Origin of the sequence: Mesorhizobium sp. M8A.F.Ca.ET.202.01.1.1, assembly GCF_004791595.1 — a bacterium.
Classification (GTDB): Bacteria; Pseudomonadota; Alphaproteobacteria; order Rhizobiales; family Rhizobiaceae; genus Mesorhizobium.
Map to the genome: position 1 here is coordinate 184708 of NZ_SRUN01000004.1, position 15682 is coordinate 200389.

General features: G+C 63.4%; 19 protein-coding genes. 8 read left to right on the forward strand and 11 right to left on the reverse strand.

The window, feature by feature from the left end:
• Positions 1-35 precede the first annotated feature (35 nt).
• Complete coding sequence (locus EN845_RS11440) at positions 36-1658, reverse strand: ABC-F family ATP-binding cassette domain-containing protein (RefSeq protein WP_127870257.1); 1623 nt, start codon at positions 1656-1658, stop codon at positions 36-38.
• A gap of 255 nt (positions 1659-1913) precedes the next feature.
• Here EN845_RS11440 and EN845_RS11445 point away from each other — a divergent pair, with 255 nt between their 5' ends.
• On the forward strand, positions 1914-2228 hold the full coding sequence (locus EN845_RS11445) for an EthD family reductase (protein WP_127870256.1): 315 nt from the start codon (positions 1914-1916) through the stop codon (positions 2226-2228).
• Positions 2229-2384: 156 nt separating this feature from the next.
• Positions 2385-2672, forward strand: coding sequence for a hypothetical protein (locus EN845_RS11450; RefSeq protein WP_127870416.1), 288 nt, complete (start codon positions 2385-2387; stop codon positions 2670-2672).
• A gap of 93 nt (positions 2673-2765) precedes the next feature.
• Here EN845_RS11450 and EN845_RS11455 read toward each other — a convergent pair whose 3' ends face one another.
• The gene (locus tag EN845_RS11455; RefSeq protein WP_245511717.1) at positions 2766-3890 is read right to left on the reverse strand and encodes a transporter substrate-binding domain-containing protein; all 1125 of its coding nucleotides are present in this window, start codon (positions 3888-3890) and stop codon (positions 2766-2768) included.
• Positions 3891-4231: 341 nt separating this feature from the next.
• Between EN845_RS11455 and EN845_RS11460 the strand changes: the two genes are divergently transcribed.
• The gene (locus EN845_RS11460; RefSeq protein ID WP_127870255.1) at positions 4232-4720 is read left to right on the forward strand and encodes an Rrf2 family transcriptional regulator; all 489 of its coding nucleotides are present in this window, start codon (positions 4232-4234) and stop codon (positions 4718-4720) included.
• 3 nt (positions 4721-4723) lie between these two features.
• On the opposite strand, the gene EN845_RS11465 is transcribed toward EN845_RS11460, so the two are convergent.
• From EN845_RS11465 to EN845_RS11480, 4 genes are all read right to left on the reverse strand, one after another.
• Positions 4724-5725, reverse strand: a complete 1002-nt coding sequence (locus EN845_RS11465) for a mechanosensitive ion channel family protein (protein ID WP_127870254.1) — start codon at positions 5723-5725, stop codon at positions 4724-4726.
• A gap of 67 nt (positions 5726-5792) precedes the next feature.
• Complete coding sequence (locus EN845_RS11470) at positions 5793-6221, reverse strand: cupin domain-containing protein (protein WP_127277671.1); 429 nt, start codon at positions 6219-6221, stop codon at positions 5793-5795.
• Positions 6222-6258: 37 nt separating this feature from the next.
• The gene (locus EN845_RS11475; protein ID WP_127870253.1) at positions 6259-7035 is read right to left on the reverse strand and encodes an SDR family oxidoreductase; all 777 of its coding nucleotides are present in this window, start codon (positions 7033-7035) and stop codon (positions 6259-6261) included.
• A 66-nt stretch (positions 7036-7101) separates the two neighbouring features.
• Positions 7102-7581, reverse strand: coding sequence for a carboxymuconolactone decarboxylase family protein (locus tag EN845_RS11480; protein WP_127277672.1), 480 nt, complete (start codon positions 7579-7581; stop codon positions 7102-7104).
• 127 nt (positions 7582-7708) lie between these two features.
• On the opposite strand from EN845_RS11480, the gene EN845_RS11485 reads away from it, so the two are divergent.
• A complete protein-coding gene (locus tag EN845_RS11485; protein WP_127870252.1) occupies positions 7709-8680 on the forward strand; it encodes a LysR family transcriptional regulator in 972 nt (323 codons plus the stop codon).
• On the opposite strand, the gene EN845_RS11490 is transcribed toward EN845_RS11485, so the two are convergent.
• Positions 8659-9258, reverse strand: a complete 600-nt coding sequence (locus EN845_RS11490) for a YdeI family protein (protein WP_127870251.1) — start codon at positions 9256-9258, stop codon at positions 8659-8661. The genes EN845_RS11485 and EN845_RS11490 overlap by 22 nt on opposite strands.
• Positions 9259-9454: 196 nt before the next feature.
• Between EN845_RS11490 and EN845_RS11495 the strand changes: the two genes are divergently transcribed.
• A complete protein-coding gene (locus tag EN845_RS11495) occupies positions 9455-9799 on the forward strand; it encodes a VOC family protein (RefSeq protein WP_127277675.1) in 345 nt (114 codons plus the stop codon).
• A 33-nt stretch (positions 9800-9832) separates the two neighbouring features.
• Here EN845_RS11495 and EN845_RS11500 read toward each other — a convergent pair whose 3' ends face one another.
• Entirely contained in the window at positions 9833-10306 is a 474-nt protein-coding gene (locus EN845_RS11500) for a cupin domain-containing protein (protein WP_127870250.1), read from the reverse strand.
• 65 nt (positions 10307-10371) lie between these two features.
• On the opposite strand from EN845_RS11500, the gene EN845_RS11505 reads away from it, so the two are divergent.
• Positions 10372-10827 carry a MarR family winged helix-turn-helix transcriptional regulator gene (locus EN845_RS11505; RefSeq protein WP_127870249.1) on the forward strand — a complete coding sequence of 152 codons (456 nt, stop codon included), beginning with the start codon at positions 10372-10374 and terminating at the stop codon, positions 10825-10827.
• A 131-nt stretch (positions 10828-10958) separates the two neighbouring features.
• A complete protein-coding gene (locus EN845_RS11510) occupies positions 10959-11687 on the forward strand; it encodes an SDR family oxidoreductase (RefSeq protein WP_127870248.1) in 729 nt (242 codons plus the stop codon).
• 17 nt (positions 11688-11704) lie between these two features.
• Here EN845_RS11510 and EN845_RS11515 read toward each other — a convergent pair whose 3' ends face one another.
• Complete coding sequence (locus tag EN845_RS11515; protein WP_127870247.1) at positions 11705-12673, reverse strand: LysR family transcriptional regulator; 969 nt, start codon at positions 12671-12673, stop codon at positions 11705-11707.
• A 22-nt stretch (positions 12674-12695) separates the two neighbouring features.
• Positions 12696-13601 (reverse strand): S1C family serine protease, encoded by a 906-nt coding sequence (locus EN845_RS11520; protein ID WP_127279489.1) that lies wholly within the window; start codon positions 13599-13601, stop codon positions 12696-12698.
• A 366-nt stretch (positions 13602-13967) separates the two neighbouring features.
• Here EN845_RS11520 and yghU point away from each other — a divergent pair, with 366 nt between their 5' ends.
• Positions 13968-14834, forward strand: a complete 867-nt coding sequence (gene yghU, locus EN845_RS11525) for a glutathione-dependent disulfide-bond oxidoreductase (RefSeq protein WP_127870246.1) — start codon at positions 13968-13970, stop codon at positions 14832-14834.
• A gap of 85 nt (positions 14835-14919) precedes the next feature.
• Here yghU and EN845_RS11530 read toward each other — a convergent pair whose 3' ends face one another.
• On the reverse strand, positions 14920-15219 hold the full coding sequence (locus EN845_RS11530; protein ID WP_127870245.1) for a DUF1236 domain-containing protein: 300 nt from the start codon (positions 15217-15219) through the stop codon (positions 14920-14922).
• Positions 15220-15682 lie beyond the last annotated feature (463 nt).

Here is a 15682-nt window from a genome sequence, read left to right on the forward strand (position 1 = left end):
CCACGGTTCGGAGAAGGCGCCCGCCCCCTACCTGCTTAGCTCCGCAGGCCCGGCGCTTCCTGTCCGGTGCGCTCGACATATTCGGTGTAGCCGCCGCCATAGGTGTGGATGCCTTCGGGCGTCAGCTCCAGCACGCGGTTCGACAGGGCGGCCAAGAAGTGCCGGTCGTGCGAGACGAACAGCATCGTACCTTCATACTGCGACAGCGCCTCGATCAGCATCTGCTTGGTGGTGATGTCGAGGTGGTTGGTCGGCTCGTCCAGCACCAGCAGGTTGGGCGGGTCGAACAGCATCAGCGCCATCACCAGCCGCGCCTTCTCGCCGCCCGACAGCACCCGGCATTTCTTCTCGATCTCGTCGCCGGAAAAGCCGAAACAGCCGGCAAGTGCCCGTAGCGGCGCTTGGCCGGCCTGCGGAAAATTGTCTTCCAGCGTCTGGAACACGGTGCGCTCGCCTTCGAGCAACTCCATGGCGTGCTGGGCGAAATAGCCCATTTTCACGCTCGGCCCCCGCGCCACCGTGCCGGTGTCGGGGTCGGAGGCGCCGGCCACCAGCTTCAACAGCGTCGATTTCCCCGCGCCGTTGACGCCCATGATGCACCAGCGTTCGCGGCGGCGGACCTGAAAATCGAGCCCTTCATAGATGGTGCGGCTGCCATAGGCCTTGTGCACGTTCTTCAAGGTCACGACATCCTCGCCGCAGCGCGGCGCCGGCTGGAACTCGAAATTCACCACCTGGCGGCGCTTGGGCGGCTCGACGCGGTCGATCTTGTCGAGCTTCTTCACCCGGCTCTGCACCTGCGCGGCATGGGAAGCGCGCGCCTTGAAGCGCTCGATGAAGGCGATCTCCTTGGCCAGCATGGCCTGCTGGCGCTCGAACTGCGCCTGCTGCTGCTTGTCGGCGATCGCCCGCTGCTGCTGGTAGAATTCGTAATTGCCGGAATAGGCGGTGAGCGAGCCGGCATCGATCTCGACGATCTTGTTGACGATGCGGTTCATGAACTCGCGGTCGTGCGAGGTCATCAGCAGCGCGCCGTCATAGCCCTTCAAAAACTGCTCAAGCCAGATCAGGCTTTCCAGGTCGAGATGGTTCGACGGCTCGTCGAGCAGCATGACGTCGGGCCGCATCAAAAGGATGCGGGCCAGCGCCACGCGCATCTTCCAGCCGCCCGACAGCTTGCCGACATCGCCGTCCATCATCTCCTGGGAAAAGCCGAGACCGTCGAGCACTTCGCGCGCGCGTCCGTCGAGCGCATAGCCGTCGAGCTCCTCGAAGCGGTGCTGCGCCTCGCCATATTTTTCGATGATCTCGTCCATCCGGTCGGCCTGGTCGGGATCGGCCATCGCGGCCTCGAGCTCCGCCATCTCGGCCGCCACCTCGCTCACCGGTCCGGCGCCGTTCATCACCTCGGCCACCGCGCTGTGGCCCGCCATGTCGCCGACATCCTGGCTGAAATAGCCGATGGTGACGCCGCGATCGACCTGCACCTGGCCCTCGTCGGGCTGCTCCTGGCCGGTGATCATGCGAAACAAAGTCGTCTTGCCGGCGCCGTTGGGCCCGACAAGGCCGATCTTCTCGCCCTTCTGCAGCGAGGCCGACGCCTCGATGAAGACAAGCTGACGGCCATTCTGCTTGCCGATGTTTTCAAGTCTGATCATGATAGTTCCGGGAGGCTCAAGCCGAATGGAAGGGATTTGCCCGCGCCCTTACGCGAATGACAGTGCCGGGGGAAGAGGCAGAAGCGCCGCAGCGGGTATGCGCGAACGGCGGCGCGCCGATAGGCCGCCCAAGGTCGGCTTTCCAGCCGCGCGGTCAAAAATCATTCGCTTGTCGAAATCCACCTTCGTCGAACGACTTTGGAGCGGCGGCCCGCACGGCCCGACCAGCAACGCCAACAGGACAGGACCATGGCAATGGCCAAGATGCTCGTGATCTACAAAACCCCGGCCGATCCGGCCGCCTTCGACCGGCACTATTTCGACGTTCATATACCGCTGGCCAAAAAGCTTCCCGGCCTGCGGCGCTACGATGTCAGCAGGCGGCCGATCGTCAAGCTTTCGGTGGGCGAGATGCCGTATCTGGTAGGGACATTGTATTTCGACAGTCTCGACGACATCCGTGCCGCGTTCGCCAGCGAAGTCGGCGTTGCCTGTGCCGCCGACCGGCGGATATTGGCCCCAGGTGACGACGATCTGACGATGCTGCTGTTCGACGCCGACGAAGTGTGAACCCGGCCTCCAGACACACTTCAGAAACAAGATTCAACATCCGGGAAAAACTGGCGAAAAGATCGTCTGCGATAACCATCCCGTGGCGGCCGGGCTGCGGCCGCCAGACAACGCAAGGGGATCTCGCCTGCAATGCAACGACGTTCGGCCGGATGGATGGGTGCCCTGACAGGCATGTCGCTTGCCATGCTTGCCGTCGCGCAGTCGGGCGCGGAGGCGGCGGTCACCCGCAGCGAATATTGCAGCCGGCTCGGTCTTCAGCTCGACGGCGCCATCCGGACCAAGGCCGAACCCGGCGCCAGTGCGAGCCAGATCGCGCAGGCGACGGCACTGCAGGACAGGGCGAACCGGTTCTGTGCCGAGAGCAAGCAGGCGCAAGGGATCCGGACTTACGCCAACGCCCTGAAGCTGCTTGGTGTGACACCAGTCGACCTCAACCAGTGACGGCAGCCATCATCCCAGAAAACCAGTCCTAAAAAAGGGCGGCTTTTCTTGCGCGCAATGCCGCGAGCGGTCCGCCCTTCTCATGCCGACAGCCTATTTCTCGCCCAGATAATGGAAGACGGCCTGTTTCCACCAGTCGCTTTCCAAGGTTTGCAGCAGGGCGACATCGAGCGGCTTGCGCAGCCGGCTGCCGAGCGGCAGTGCGATGGCATATTGCTGCTGGTCGAACGTCGCGTCGAGGACCTGCAGGCTCGCGCCATAGTTCTGTCCGACCAGCCAGCCAAGCAGCGGCTTGTCGTGGACCAGCGCATCGATCTTGCCGGCGCGCAGCGTGTCCAGGCCCTGCTGGACGGTGGCAAAGTCCTGATGCCGGATATGGGTCGAATCCAGATAGGACGCGGTCGAGGAATTCCGCGCGGCGCCGACCCTGACCGTGCCGAGGTCGCTTTCGCCCTGCACCATGCCTTCCATCTGCGTCACGGTCAGCACCGATGTGACGCCCGCGGTGAACACCGCGATGGCGATGATCGATCCCATCATCCAGAGCGCGGCGAGCACGCGTCCCGGCACGGTTCGCGGACCGAAATCGCCGGTGCTGGCCTGGGTCGCGGCAATCGTCGACCACCACATGCTGGAAAACAGGCCCTTGGCGACGCCGCCGCCGAAATCGTCATTGTGGCGGCGTTCGAACATCCAGATCAGCACGCCGACCACGACCGAGATGACGATCAGCGCCAGCACCGCCTGCAGGAAGCCGAACGAGGTCAGCGCGCGCAAAATCGGCCGCCACGACGGCTGGCTGTTGAGCGGTGTGGCGATGCCGAGCCCGGTCGTGAAAAAGGGCTGCGTGAAGTCGACAGTCTTTTCGCGGTCGGCCGTGACCGTGATCGCGGCCATCGCCACATCGAACTTGCCGCCGACAACGCCATCGATCTGGTCCTGCACGCCAGGCACTTCGACATAGTGGAAGCGCAGGTTGAGCCGCCCGGCTATTTTCTGCCAGAGGTCGATGCTCAATCCGGACCAGGTGCCGTCCTGCAGCTTGAAGGCGAAGGGCGGCGCGACCTTCATTCCGACCGATATGTCCTTCGATGCCACGTCCGACGGCAAAGGCAGGTCGGCGGGCGTTTGTGTCTGGGCGACGGCGGCGCCCGCCCCGACACACGCGGCCACGGCCATGATGATCAGCGCCATCGGCCACGAAGCAACACTTCTCAACAGCACAACTCCCGGCGACCCGTTGCGCCGCGCGATCTGATCGCGGGCTCGAAAAGGTAGCCGCCATGCCGCCCTTCGTCCACCCGCCATGTCAGCGGGAGACGATGCGCCATCGGACCCGGCTACCCCGTCCATCCCTACGGCATCGACCCGCATTCCGGCGCTTAGGCCCTGTACTTCCAGCCCCCGGGATAGCGCCGTTGCGCCTATCACGCCAACAAGCCGCGTTGGGACGACAACGGCTGAACCCTCCCACCAGAACCTGTCTGTTTACACCATGGCAGAATAGGGATATTTCATATCCTTAATAGAGTTGGTCGCCATCGACCCGGAACCCGTGGATGATCCTGAAAAGCCAAGTCGAATGGGCACTGCACTGCTGCGCCATTCTCGCCGGTCTGCCCGAGGGACGCTATCTCTCCACAAAGGCGCTTGCCGAATTCCACGGCCTTCCCAAGGAATATCTTTCCAAGGCGTTGCAAAGCCTGTCGCAGGCAGGCCTCGTTCATACGACGCTCGGCCCTTCGGGTGGATACCGGCTGGCACGGACACCGGCCGAACTGACCTTCCTGGACATCGTGGAGGCGGTGGAGGGCAAGGCGCGTACGTTTGTGTGCAGCAACATCCGTGCAAACAACCCGTGCCGCCCTCAGGGCTATTGTGAAAGCGGCCCTTGCGCGGTGTCGCGCATCATGTGGGAAGCTGACGAAGCCTGGCGGGCAAAATTGCGCGGTGTCAGGCTTTCCGACCTCACCGAAGCGCTGGCGCAGGAGATTCCGGCGGAGCTCTGGAAAAACAGCTTCGAATGGGTACTGGAGCGCGCCGGGTGAGCATTAACGCATGATCCGCGCCAGCGGCTGGCCTGCCGTCGCCGGCAGCATGATGGCGTAGCTTTGGGGCGACATCGCAAGCGACAGGCCGTTCGCCTCGCAATGACGATGGACAAGGTCGATCACCTCGTTCCTCGCAAGCAACCGGTCGCCCGGACCGGCGACGCAAAAAAGCAGGTCCATCCCGATGGCCGCCGCGTCGATCTCCTTGAGCGCGACAAGCGGTGCCGGCTCCTTGACGATCCGTTGGCAGTTCCGCAGAGCCGCATGCATGGCCTCCTCGATGACGTGCGGCGCGTGCGTGGCCGCAAGCCGCACGGCCAGGGTCAATTGCTGCCTCTCGTCGGGACGGCTGAGATTGGTCAGGCTCAGCTTCGCCAACACGCTGTTTGGCAGGACGACGATATTGTTCGCACCCGTAAGCAGATGCGTGGAACGCCAAGTTGTCTCGACGACACGTCCTTCCGTGCCGTCGCTCAGCATGATCCAGTCGCCGAGCGTGAAGGGTCGGCCCAGCGTCAGCGCAATACCGGAGAAGACGTCGCCAAGCGTATTCTGCAGCGCAAGCCCGACAATGATCGCAACCACGCCCGACGTTGCCGCCAGCGTTCCGATGGGAGCGCCAAAGACGAAGCCTGTTATCGACAGCGCCACGCCGAGATAGATGGCGGCGACGACAAGGTCCTGGAGCAGGCGCGCCTCTTGCGGTCGGTGCTCCAGAACGATGTAAAGGCGCACAAAGCCGACAAGCGTCCAGGCAAGATGCGTCCACCAGAGGACGCGCGCCGACTTCGCCAGATATGCGCCGGAGCCTTGTAGATCCGCCTCGCCCATCCAATGCGGCAGGATATCGCTGAAGCCGAGCACCGCCGTCATGCCGGCGAAGAACAGGATCTGGACGATCAGGCGCGCCATGGGCCGCCCACGGCCCTGGAAATACCACACGGCAATGCCGACGAGCCCCAGAAGGTTGATCAGGACCAGAGCCAGATGATCGCCGAACATGGGTCCTCCGACAGGATTGAATTTGCTGGCAGGGCCGGCCGCCAGGAATGGCGTCCGGCCGCTGCGCCTACTTCTTGACCGGATAGGTCAGTTCCTTCTGCGCGGTATCGACCACGAAGACAGCCAGCAGCTTTGCGGGTTTCGTCTTGCTGCCGTTCTCGCTCACGCTGTGGCGATCGCCCGGCATCTCCGAAAAGCTCTCGCCGGCCTTGTAGACCTTGGCCGGGTCGTCATTGACCTGGCTGCGGATCGAGCCTTCCAGAACCGTCGCATAGATGAAGGCCGAACTCGGATGGGTATGCGCCGGCGAGTAACCGCCGGGACCATATTCGACGAGGATGCCCTTGATGCTCTTGCCCGGAACATTCGGCAGTTCATGCTCATAGACAAGGGTGACCTTGGCCGCCTTCTCGCCAGTGCGAGGGGCTTGCGTGGCGCCGGCCGGGCCGGCCAGGGCTGCCGTCACGACGAGGGCGGCGACGATTGACTTGATCATTTGAAAACTCCTTTTTCCATTGAGCGGTATCCCGGGCCTAGGCCGCCGCGTTTGCCGGCGGTGATTTCCGCGCCGAGGCGGCGAACCACTGCTCGAACGTGATGTGGCCAAGGCGCGGATTGTCGTCGGAGACCAGCGAAGTGTCGTTCAGCCTCGCGCCGAAGTAGAGCGCCTCCGGATCGGCCACGACCTCGCGAGGATCGCCGACAGCCTTGAGGTAGCGGGCGACGAGTTCGCTCATCCGCACACGGTCGGGCCCCGAGATCTCGATCATGCCGTTGATCGGCGCGGCGAGCGCGACCCCGGCCATCACATCGGCGACGTCGTCGGACGCGATGGGCTGTACATAGGCCGGCGACAGGTGCACGGCCTCGCCGACCGTGCCCGACTTGGCGATGCCGGCCAGGAACTCCATGAACTGTGTCGAATGAACGATGGTGTAGGGAATGCCGGACGCCTTGATCAGATTTTCCTGGACGAGCTTGGCGCGGAAATAGCCGCAGTCCTGCAGGCGTTCGGTGCCGACAACCGAGAGCGCGATATGGTGCCTGACGCCCGCAGCCTTGCCGGCGGCGAGCAGGTTGCGGCCTGACGTGGTGAAGAAGTCCATCGATGCCTTGTCCTCGAAGGAAGGGGAGTTGGCGAGGTCGATCACCACTTCGGCGCCTTCGAGTGCCTCCCGCAGGCCTTCGCCGGTGATGGTGTTGACGCCGGTGTTCGGCGCGGCGGCGATCACCTCGCTGCCCTGCTTGCGCAAGCGTTCAGTGGTCTTGGAACCGATGAGGCCGGTGCCTCCGATGATGACGATTTTCATGATGGTCTCCGTTTGCGGCCGCGATCTCGCGCCGCGTCGATTGATGGTCAGCCGAAAGGAAGGGTTTTAGTTCAGGCCAGCCTTGTCGAGGCCGTAGAGCTTGTCCGCGGAGCCTGGCACGGTTTTGAAGGCGACGCTGACACGGTTCCAGGCGTTGATGGCCATGACCGAGAAGGTCAGGTCGGAAATCTCCTTTTCCGAAAGCTGCCCGCGCACGCGCTCATAGAGTTCGTCCGGAATACCGCCTTCGGCGAGCTTGGTGACGGCTTCGGTCCAGGCAAGGGCAGCCCGCTCACGAGGAACGAAAAGGGGTGATTCCCGCCAGACGGCGAGATGATGGAGGCGCAACTCGCTCTCGCCGTGGATCGTGGCTTCCTTCACATGCATGTCGAGGCAGAAGGCGCAGCCATTGATCTGGGATGCCCTGATGTGGACGAGGTCGCGGGTCTTCTCCTCGATGGCGCTGTGTGCCTCGGCCATGCTGAAATCGAGGAGCTTCTTGAACAGTTCAGGCGATTGCTGGGCGGCGTTGAGGCGCTGTGTCATGGTCTCTCCTTTTTTGAGGATATCTTATGTCCTTAAGGATAATAAATATCCGTAATATCTGGACAGTAAAGCGCCATCCGCCTAGGATGCGGACATAAGGCTTATGTCGAAAAGTATGAGGGCGAGGATGGACGTCGTATCGGCGTTGAGAACGTTCCTGCGGGTGGCGCAGACAAAATCCTTCTCGGCGGCTGCGCTCGACCTCGATCTGACGCAGCCGGCAGTGTCGCGGCAGGTCTCGGCGCTGGAAGCGCATCTCAAGACGCGCCTTCTGCACCGCACGACGAGCGCGCTCGCCTTGACGGCGGAGGGTGAACAGATGTTGCCTATGGCGCTGCGCGTCCTCGAAGCGGTCGACGCGCTCGGCCAGGCCAGCGGCGCCGAAACGGCAACAGTCTCCGGAAAAGTGCGGCTGAGCCTGCCCACGCCGCTCGGCCTGTTCATCGGCGACCGCCTCGCGGGGCTGCTGGAGAGCCATCCGGCGCTGGGTGTCGAGCTGATCTTTCGGGACGAGCCTTCGGACCTCATCGCCAACGCGATCGATCTCGAGGTGCGCCTCGGGCCGGCCGGCGACAGCAGCCTGGTGTGCCGCCGGATCGGCTGGACGACAGCCTTTCTGGTTGCCTCGCCAAGCTATCTCAAGGGACGTGACTCACCGCGAACGCCGCAAGACATCAAGGATCACGCCTGCATTTGCTACAGCCGTGCCGGCGACGGCCGTTCGTGGTCGTTCTCAAGCGGAGCGGACGACGTTGTCCTGCGCATCGAGCCGCGTCTTGTCGCCAACAATTCGATGGCCGTTCATCGCGCGACACTGGGAGGAGCCGGGCTTGCGGTGCTCTCCCACATTCTGGTCGGGGCGGACATCGAAGCAGGCAGGCTGGTCAAGCTGATGCCGGATTTTTCGCCGACGCGCCTGCCGATCAACGTCGTCTACCCATCCCGCCGGAATATACCGTTGCGTGTGACGACAGTCCTCGACTTTCTTGTCCAGGCCGTCCGCGGCGATATCTTCATGGCGTCGTCGGCACCCTTGCCGCCCGAGCCATCGACCCGCATTCCCGCGCCCGAGGACCCCTATTTCTTGCCTTGCGGATAGATCGTCTCGCCGCGCTTCAGCATCGCCACGAAGGTCTCGATCTTCTTCTTGCGGCCAGCCTCGGTCTTCATGTTGTGGGTGCGGAAGGCAAGCGAGAAGCGGTTCTGCGCGCTGAGTTTTTCCAGCATCGCCTTCGCCGCCGGCTCGGCGTCGATCGCCGCTTGCAGATCGTCGGGGATTTTCATCTCCTTGCCGCTGCCATAGGCGCGCGCCCAGCGCCCGTCGGCCTTGGCCGCCTCGACCTCCCTCAGCCCATGCGCGGTCATGCGGCCCTCCTCGACCAGCCGCGCCACATTGTCGACGTTGATCTTGCTCCAGATGCTCTTTTTGCCGCGCGGTGTGTAGCGCTGCAGGAAACTGTTCTCGTCCAATCCCTTGCGCACCGCGTCGATCCAGCCGAAGCACAGCACGACGTCGATCGCTTCCTTCGGCGTGATCGATTTCAGTCCCGACCCCACCTTGTGCACCTTGATCCACACTTCGGTTTCCGTGGCATGGTGCTGGCCGAGCCAGGCGTAAAAACTGTCGGCGTCGGGGAATTCCCTGACCTTGTCGGGATCGACCTTGACCGGCGCCATCAGCGGGTCTGCCCGTTTAGAATTGTTGTCGCCTGCATCAACATCATGTTGCCTCCGTCATCGTGCGATTCCCGGCATTATCGCATGGCCCACTGTCAGCTTTCGTCAGCAATGGAGCACGCAGCCAGGAAGCAGCGGAACGTGCCATCCAATGCCGCGTTGCGGCAAGAGCGCACCGTCCGATGGAGGTTTCCTGATGGCAATCGAAACCATTTTCGCCCATGTCAGCTGCTCCGACCTCGAAGCCAGCATCGGCTGGTACGAAAAACTCTTCGGCAAGCCGCCGCTGCGCCGGCCGATGCCGGGGCTGGCCGAATGGCAATTCACCGACAGTGCCGAAGTACAGTTGTTCGAGGACAAGCAGAAAGCCGGCACCTCGACGCTGACGCTCGGCGTGCTGCCTCTGGCGCCGGAGCGACAGAGACTGGTGGATAATGGGCTTGAGCCCGGCCCAATCGAGGAGGCCGACCATTTCTGGATCATGCGCATGCGCGATCCCGACGGGAATCTCGTGGTGTTCGCGAGTGCCGAGCGGGAATAGAGCCGGCGCGGCCCCAGGAGCTACGCTCGTGCTCTACGCCGGTGTCGGTGCCGCCGGCGTCAGCCCGTGGCGACGCATGATCTCCATCATCTTGGCCTTGTCCGGGGGGCCACCAGCGGCGGCATTGAGCAGGCCGAAGGCTTCGCGAAAATAGTCCGGACCAATCGCCGCCGGCGTGATGACGCACAACGCCTTCGCATCCTTGGTGCCGTTGTTGTCGAAGCGGTGAACGGCGCCGCGTGGGATGCACAGCGCCTCCCCCGGCCCAACCTCGATCGGCCTGCCGTCCACGGTCCACGTCAGCACCCCGTCAATGCCATAGATCGTCTCTTCGTAGTGATCATGGCTGTGCGCCGGCGCGGGCAGGCGCTGTGCGCCAGGCACCATCAGCTCGAAGGCGGCGACGCTGCCGTTAGAACTCTCGCCGGACACGAGGAAGCGGACCGACAATCCCTTGGTGCCGATGATTTCGTCGGCTGGGTTGACCTGAAGATTCATGGCTGACATTGCGCAAGCCCCTCCGGTAAATTACATTTACTAGATATGAGTAAACTCAATTTACCGGATCGTCAATGACCACCTCCACCGAAGTCCTGCAGACCAAGACCGAGGACCTTTTGATCGGCGCCCTGCTGCGCGTGCCTGCCCAGGCGATCCAACGCCGGCTGATCAAGGAGCTCAACGCCGCCGGTTTCGAGGAATTGCGCTTGCCGCATATGGCGGTGCTGCAGTTTCCCGGCCCGGACGGCGCGCGGCCCGGCACGATCGCCGAGCGCGCCGGCATGAGCAAGCAGGCCATCAACCAGTTGCTCAGCAGTCTGGAAGGCTATGGCTATCTCCTTCGCTCCGACGGCGAAGGCAGCGCGCGCGTGGTGCGGTCCACCGAGCGCGGCCACGCCGCTTTCTGGAAAATGGTCGACATATTGCGCGACATCGAAGAGGAGTGGCGTACCGAACTTGGGCCGGAGCGCTTTGCCCAACTGAAAGCACTGCTGTTCGTCGTCTGGGACAGCCCGCTGGCGCGTTGAACGAGACGGTGCTCGTGCGCGGCGCGCATCATCGGCGCCTCCGATGGCACCATCGGTTTCTTCCGTTTCCGCTTTCCGCATCGACCTGCCAATCCCCTGCCCTTGTCCCAATCCAGCAAAGGCAGAGCGAAATGCGTCTTTCGAACCAGAAAATCCTGATCGCCGGCGGCGGCTCCGGCATGGGCCTGGCCCTGGCCAGGCGTTGCGTCGAGGCTGGCGCTGAAGTCATCATCGCCGGGCGCCGCGAGGACAGGCTGCGGCAGGCCCGTGAGGCGCTGGGCAATCCCGCAGGCCTCCACATTGCCGCTGTCGACATCACGCGAGAAGACCAGGTCGCGGCGTTGTTTGCCGGGATCGGCGGCCTCGACCATATCGTCAGCACCGCCGCCGACATCGAAGGCGCCTATAGGCTACTGCCGGAGCTTGACCTGAACGCTGCGCAACGCGTGGTCGACAGCAAGCTCTTCGGCCCGCTGCTGCTCGCCAAGCATGGTGCGCCGCGGCTTGCGGTGAGCGGCTCGATGAGCTTCGTTTCCGGCATCGCAGCCTACCGGCCGGCCCCGCGCGGCTCGGTCGTCGCCGCCGTCAATGCCGCGCTCGAAGGGCTGGTGCGGGCGTTGGCGGTGGAACTCGCGCCGATCCGCGTCAACGCCGTCTCGCCCGGCTGGGTCGACACCGAGATCTGGGGGCAAGTTGCGGGCGACAGGAAGGCAGAGACGCTTGCGGCGATGGCCGAGCGGCTGCCGGTCGGCAGGATCGGCCATCCCGACGATATCGCCGACGCGGTTTTCTTTCTGATGGGCAATGGCTTTACGACGGGAACGACACTGCATGTCGAAGGCGGACATCGCCTTGCCTAGACGGTAGCGCCGCCCCTTCAGCAATTGTTTGGAAACAAGACCTTGGGGCGGCTCTCCGATTCAAGACCTGAACCAGCCAGCAAGCGTTCGGGCACCAGCGTTTCGCGCGCGGCGGCAAGCAGTTGCCGGAGCGCCGGCGGTTGGACGCGCCGGCGCCGCCAGATCATCGTCAGCGGCGCCGTCCGCATCTCACCGGGCCATGTCAGTTCGGTGAGATCACCGCGCACCAGCGCGTCGCTGACCGCGAGACGTGGAACGAGGCCCAGCCCCGAGCCGGCAGCCACCAGCCGCGCAATGGCGCCGATGCTGCCGACTTCGGCGGCGAGTTCCGGCGCGCCGATGCCCGCTTCGGCAAAGGCGATATCGAACATGTGTCGATAGATGCATCCAGGCTCCGTTGCCACGAAACGCTTGGCCGCCAGGGCAGCCAGGTCGCGCGGAACCATGCTCTGCCCCGGTGCGGCGACAAGCGCCAGCGGTTCGGCCGCTATCGTGCGCCTGACGAAGCGTTGATTGGCGCCGCCGTTCGAAAGGTCGCGGCGATCGAAACAGAACGCGACATCGATGTCGCCCTCCTCCAGCTGGCGCAGCAGCGTGCCGCTGTCGGCCACCTTCATCCGCACGGTGATATCGGGATGACTGGCCTGGAATCCCGGCAGCCAGGGCGCCAGCCGGGCCGAGGCGATCGTCTCGAGCGCGCCGACGGTCAGCACGCCCCTTGTCTGCCCAGATGCCGCCTGAACTGCTGCCCGTGCCTCACCGTCGAGCCGCAGCAATTCTTCGGCGATGGGCTTCAGCGCCAGCCCCGCCGGCGTCAGTTCCAGGCCTGATTTCGGGCGCGTGAACAAGGCAGTGCCAAGTTCGGCCTCCAGCGACTGGATCTGGTCGCTGACACTCGATTGGGCGAGATGAACCGCCTCGGCGGCGCGCGTGATGTTGCGGCTGCGCGCCACCGCGAGGAAGGTCCTGAGCAGTCTTGGATGCATCGTCTGGCCGAAATCGTCCGATCTACTGCAGCTGCGGTTTCTTCAGGAAACTGCCGCGGTCGGCGGACTTGACGCGCAGCCAGGTTTCGCGGCCGTCGCGCACCACCCGCATCGGAATTTCGGCGCCCGCCGAGCCGCTTTCCCACAGCTTGCGATAGAAATCGGCGAGCCCGTCGACGGCGCCGTCGCGCACCTCGGAGATGACGTCGCCTTCGCGCAGGCCGGCCTTGGCCGCCGGGCCACCATCGGTCACGCTCATCACCACCACCTTGCCGTCGCTTTCAGCCGACAGCGCGCCGAGCCACGGGCGCGGCGGCTTGGCCACCTGGCCCCGCGTCAGCAGATCGTCGAGGATCGGCGGCAAGAGGTCGATCGGCACCACCATGTTGATATCGGCAACCTCGCCGGCGCGGCTCATCTGCAGGCGCAGCGAGCCGATGCCGAGCAGCGCGCCATCGGCGCTGAACAAGGGCGCGCCGCCCCAGGACGGATGCGCCGGCGCGATGAAGATCGCCTCGTCGAGCAGATACTCCCAGTAGCCGGCGAATTCCTGCTTGGTGACGATCTTGGCCTCGACCGCCCGGCCGATGCCGTCGGCAAGCACCACTGCGTCGCCGATCCTGGCCTTGCCGGCATCGCCCAGCGCCACCGCCGGCAGACCGGTCGGCGCCAGCGCCTGGACGAGGCCGAAGCCCGATTCCTGGTCGTAGGCCAGCGCGTGCGCGGGGATGACGCGGCCGTCATGCGCGGTCAGCCAGACCTCGTCGGCCTCGGTGATGAGATAGCCGATGGTCAGCACCAGCCCGTCATCCCTGATGACGACGCCGCTGCCTTCCCTGAGCGTGCCGAGGGCGCCGGCGGTGAAGGCATCATCGGGAACGGTCGCCCGCACGGCAACGACGGAGCGCGGATTGGGATTGATGGTCATGCTATCCATTTCCTGTAGGTAATATCTGTATAGGTATGCCATGCCAAAGAGGGTGCAAGGGCCGACGACAAAGACCGTCTTTTAGGCTGGCGCCGCCCCTCATCCGCCTGCCGGCACCTTCTCCCCGTATAGTGACGGGGAGAAGAATGCTGTCGCGACCCCTCGGCGCCCTTCTTGCGACTCAGACAATTGGCGAAATCGCCGATGACAGCCGCTTTCTCCCCGTCACTATACGGGGGGAAATGTCCGGCAGGACAATGAGGGGCGGCGCTGACATTGACAATAGTTCAACACAAGTTGAACTTCCTTCTCCGCAGCCCTAGCTATGGGTGACCTGCCCATCCTTCCCACGATACGAGAGCCGACATGACCGAATACACCCCGCCGAAAGTTTGGACCTGGAACAAAGCCAATGGTGGCACCTTTGCCAGCATCAACCGCCCGATCGCCGGTCCGACGCATGACAAGGATTTGCCTGTCGGCAAGCATCCGCTGCAGCTTTATTCGCTGGCGACGCCGAACGGCGTCAAGGTGACGGTGATGCTGGAAGAGCTCCTTGCGCTTGGCCACAAGGGCGCCGAATACGACGCATGGCTGATCCGCATCAACGATGGCGACCAGTTCGGCAGCGGCTTTGTCGAGGTCAATCCCAATTCCAAGATTCCCGCGCTGATGGACCACAGCGGCAAGACGCCGGTGCGCGTTTTCGAATCCGGCTCGATCCTGGTCTATCTCGCCGAAAAGTTCGGTGCGTTCCTGCCGGCCGAACAGCCGGCCCGCGCCGAAGTCCTGTCCTGGTTGTTCTGGCAGATGGGCTCGGCCCCCTATCTCGGTGGCGGGTTCGGCCATTTCTATGCCTATGCGCCGGAAAAGTTCGAATATGCCATCGACCGTTTCTCGATGGAGGTGAAGCGTCAGATGGACGTTCTCGATCGCCGGCTGGCCGAGACCGAATATCTCGGCGGCAAGGATTACACCATCGCCGACATGGCGGTCTGGCCCTGGTATGGTGGGCTGGCGCTCGGCAGGATGTATAATGATTCCGGGGAGTTCTTGTCGGTGCAGGACTACAAGAACGTGCAGCGCTGGGCGAAAGCGATCGATGAACGCCCCGCGGTAAAGCGCGGCCGCATGGTCAACCGCGCCTTCGGCGAACCGGCCATGCAGTTGCACGAGCGCCATGATGCCAGCGACTTCGACACCAGGACGCAGGACAAGCTGGCCGCCGAGTAGATTTCAGGGTAGCTGTGCCCGACGTAAAAAAGCCCATCACCGACTTAAATCGGTGATGGGCTTTTTGCCTGATGCGTGAGACGGATCAGTGAAGGACTTCAACGATCTGACGGGTGTCGGGGTCCACCAGCACGGTCTGATCGTTGATCACCGCGACGCGGTACTTGACGTTGGGAACTTCACGCAGTTCGACCTTGTCCGGCACGGACGATCCGAGCTTGAGTTCGACGCCCAGAAGGTTCACCGACGCCAGCGGCTCCTTCTTGACGTATTCGCGAACGACGGTCTCCTGTTCCGGCTGGACCACGATGGTGTCCGCCAAAGCCGCGCCGACGCCGCCCAGCAGGACGATGGCAGCCGCGGCACTCGTGAGATAATGTTTCATGATAACCTCCATGATTGGTAATTGCTCCGCCTCAAGCAAAAACTCTCACGAAACTCGGAGGTTCCATCCCTATATGTGAAATGAATGTGGCATTCGACCAACAACATGCCACAATTTGTTGGATATTTAAGCGAAGCTATCAACGCTGATATGCTTCGCAGTCCGAAAAAACTTCTTCGATTTTCTGGAATGGCAAGACGTAAACGCTTTGCAAAGGCAAAGCAATGACACCACTCCACCTTAGTAACAGCTAACGCATGGCGAGGGGTGTCGTTCCCATGCTTACCTCGCCTTCCAAAAAAGGCCCACCCTGCCGGGAGCAGAGCGGGCCTTCAACGGACCGGTGCAGGTGGCGCCTCGCCGGCCACGGCAGGAAAACGCACGCATCGCAGCTTCGTTCCACCTTGGCCGCCGCGATTTGGCAGGGGTGGACAACGCTCGACAAACCGGTCAGCAAAGCCTC

Bases quoted from the DNA above. Each gene is read 5' to 3' on its own strand.
- EN845_RS11470 (WP_127277671.1), bottom strand. From the start codon at position 6,221: ATGATCAAGTCAATCGTCGCCGCCCTCGTCGTGACGGCAGCCCTGGCC.
- EN845_RS11475 (WP_127870253.1), bottom strand. From the start codon at position 7,035: ATGAAAATCGTCATCATCGGAGGCACCGGCCTCATCGGTTCCAAGACC.
- EN845_RS11530 (WP_127870245.1), bottom strand. From the start codon at position 15,219: ATGAAACATTATCTCACGAGTGCCGCGGCTGCCATCGTCCTGCTGGGC.
- EN845_RS11490 (WP_127870251.1), bottom strand. From the start codon at position 9,258: ATGGCGCCGGTCAAGGTCGATCCCGACAAGGTCAGGGAATTCCCCGAC.
- EN845_RS11485 (WP_127870252.1), top strand. From the start codon at position 7,709: ATGGACGTCGTATCGGCGTTGAGAACGTTCCTGCGGGTGGCGCAGACA.
- yghU (WP_127870246.1), top strand. From the start codon at position 13,968: ATGACCGAATACACCCCGCCGAAAGTTTGGACCTGGAACAAAGCCAAT.
- EN845_RS11510 (WP_127870248.1), top strand. From the start codon at position 10,959: ATGCGTCTTTCGAACCAGAAAATCCTGATCGCCGGCGGCGGCTCCGGC.
- EN845_RS11495 (WP_127277675.1), top strand. From the start codon at position 9,455: ATGGCAATCGAAACCATTTTCGCCCATGTCAGCTGCTCCGACCTCGAA.
- EN845_RS11450 (WP_127870416.1), top strand. From the start codon at position 2,385: ATGGGTGCCCTGACAGGCATGTCGCTTGCCATGCTTGCCGTCGCGCAG.
- EN845_RS11460 (WP_127870255.1), top strand. From the start codon at position 4,232: ATGATCCTGAAAAGCCAAGTCGAATGGGCACTGCACTGCTGCGCCATT.
- EN845_RS11500 (WP_127870250.1), bottom strand. From the start codon at position 10,306: ATGTCAGCCATGAATCTTCAGGTCAACCCAGCCGACGAAATCATCGGC.
- EN845_RS11440 (WP_127870257.1), bottom strand. From the start codon at position 1,658: ATGATCAGACTTGAAAACATCGGCAAGCAGAATGGCCGTCAGCTTGTC.
- EN845_RS11505 (WP_127870249.1), top strand. From the start codon at position 10,372: ATGACCACCTCCACCGAAGTCCTGCAGACCAAGACCGAGGACCTTTTG.
- EN845_RS11480 (WP_127277672.1), bottom strand. From the start codon at position 7,581: ATGACACAGCGCCTCAACGCCGCCCAGCAATCGCCTGAACTGTTCAAG.
- EN845_RS11515 (WP_127870247.1), bottom strand. From the start codon at position 12,673: ATGCATCCAAGACTGCTCAGGACCTTCCTCGCGGTGGCGCGCAGCCGC.
- EN845_RS11520 (WP_127279489.1), bottom strand. From the start codon at position 13,601: ATGACCATCAATCCCAATCCGCGCTCCGTCGTTGCCGTGCGGGCGACC.
- EN845_RS11445 (WP_127870256.1), top strand. From the start codon at position 1,914: ATGGCCAAGATGCTCGTGATCTACAAAACCCCGGCCGATCCGGCCGCC.
- EN845_RS11465 (WP_127870254.1), bottom strand. From the start codon at position 5,725: ATGTTCGGCGATCATCTGGCTCTGGTCCTGATCAACCTTCTGGGGCTC.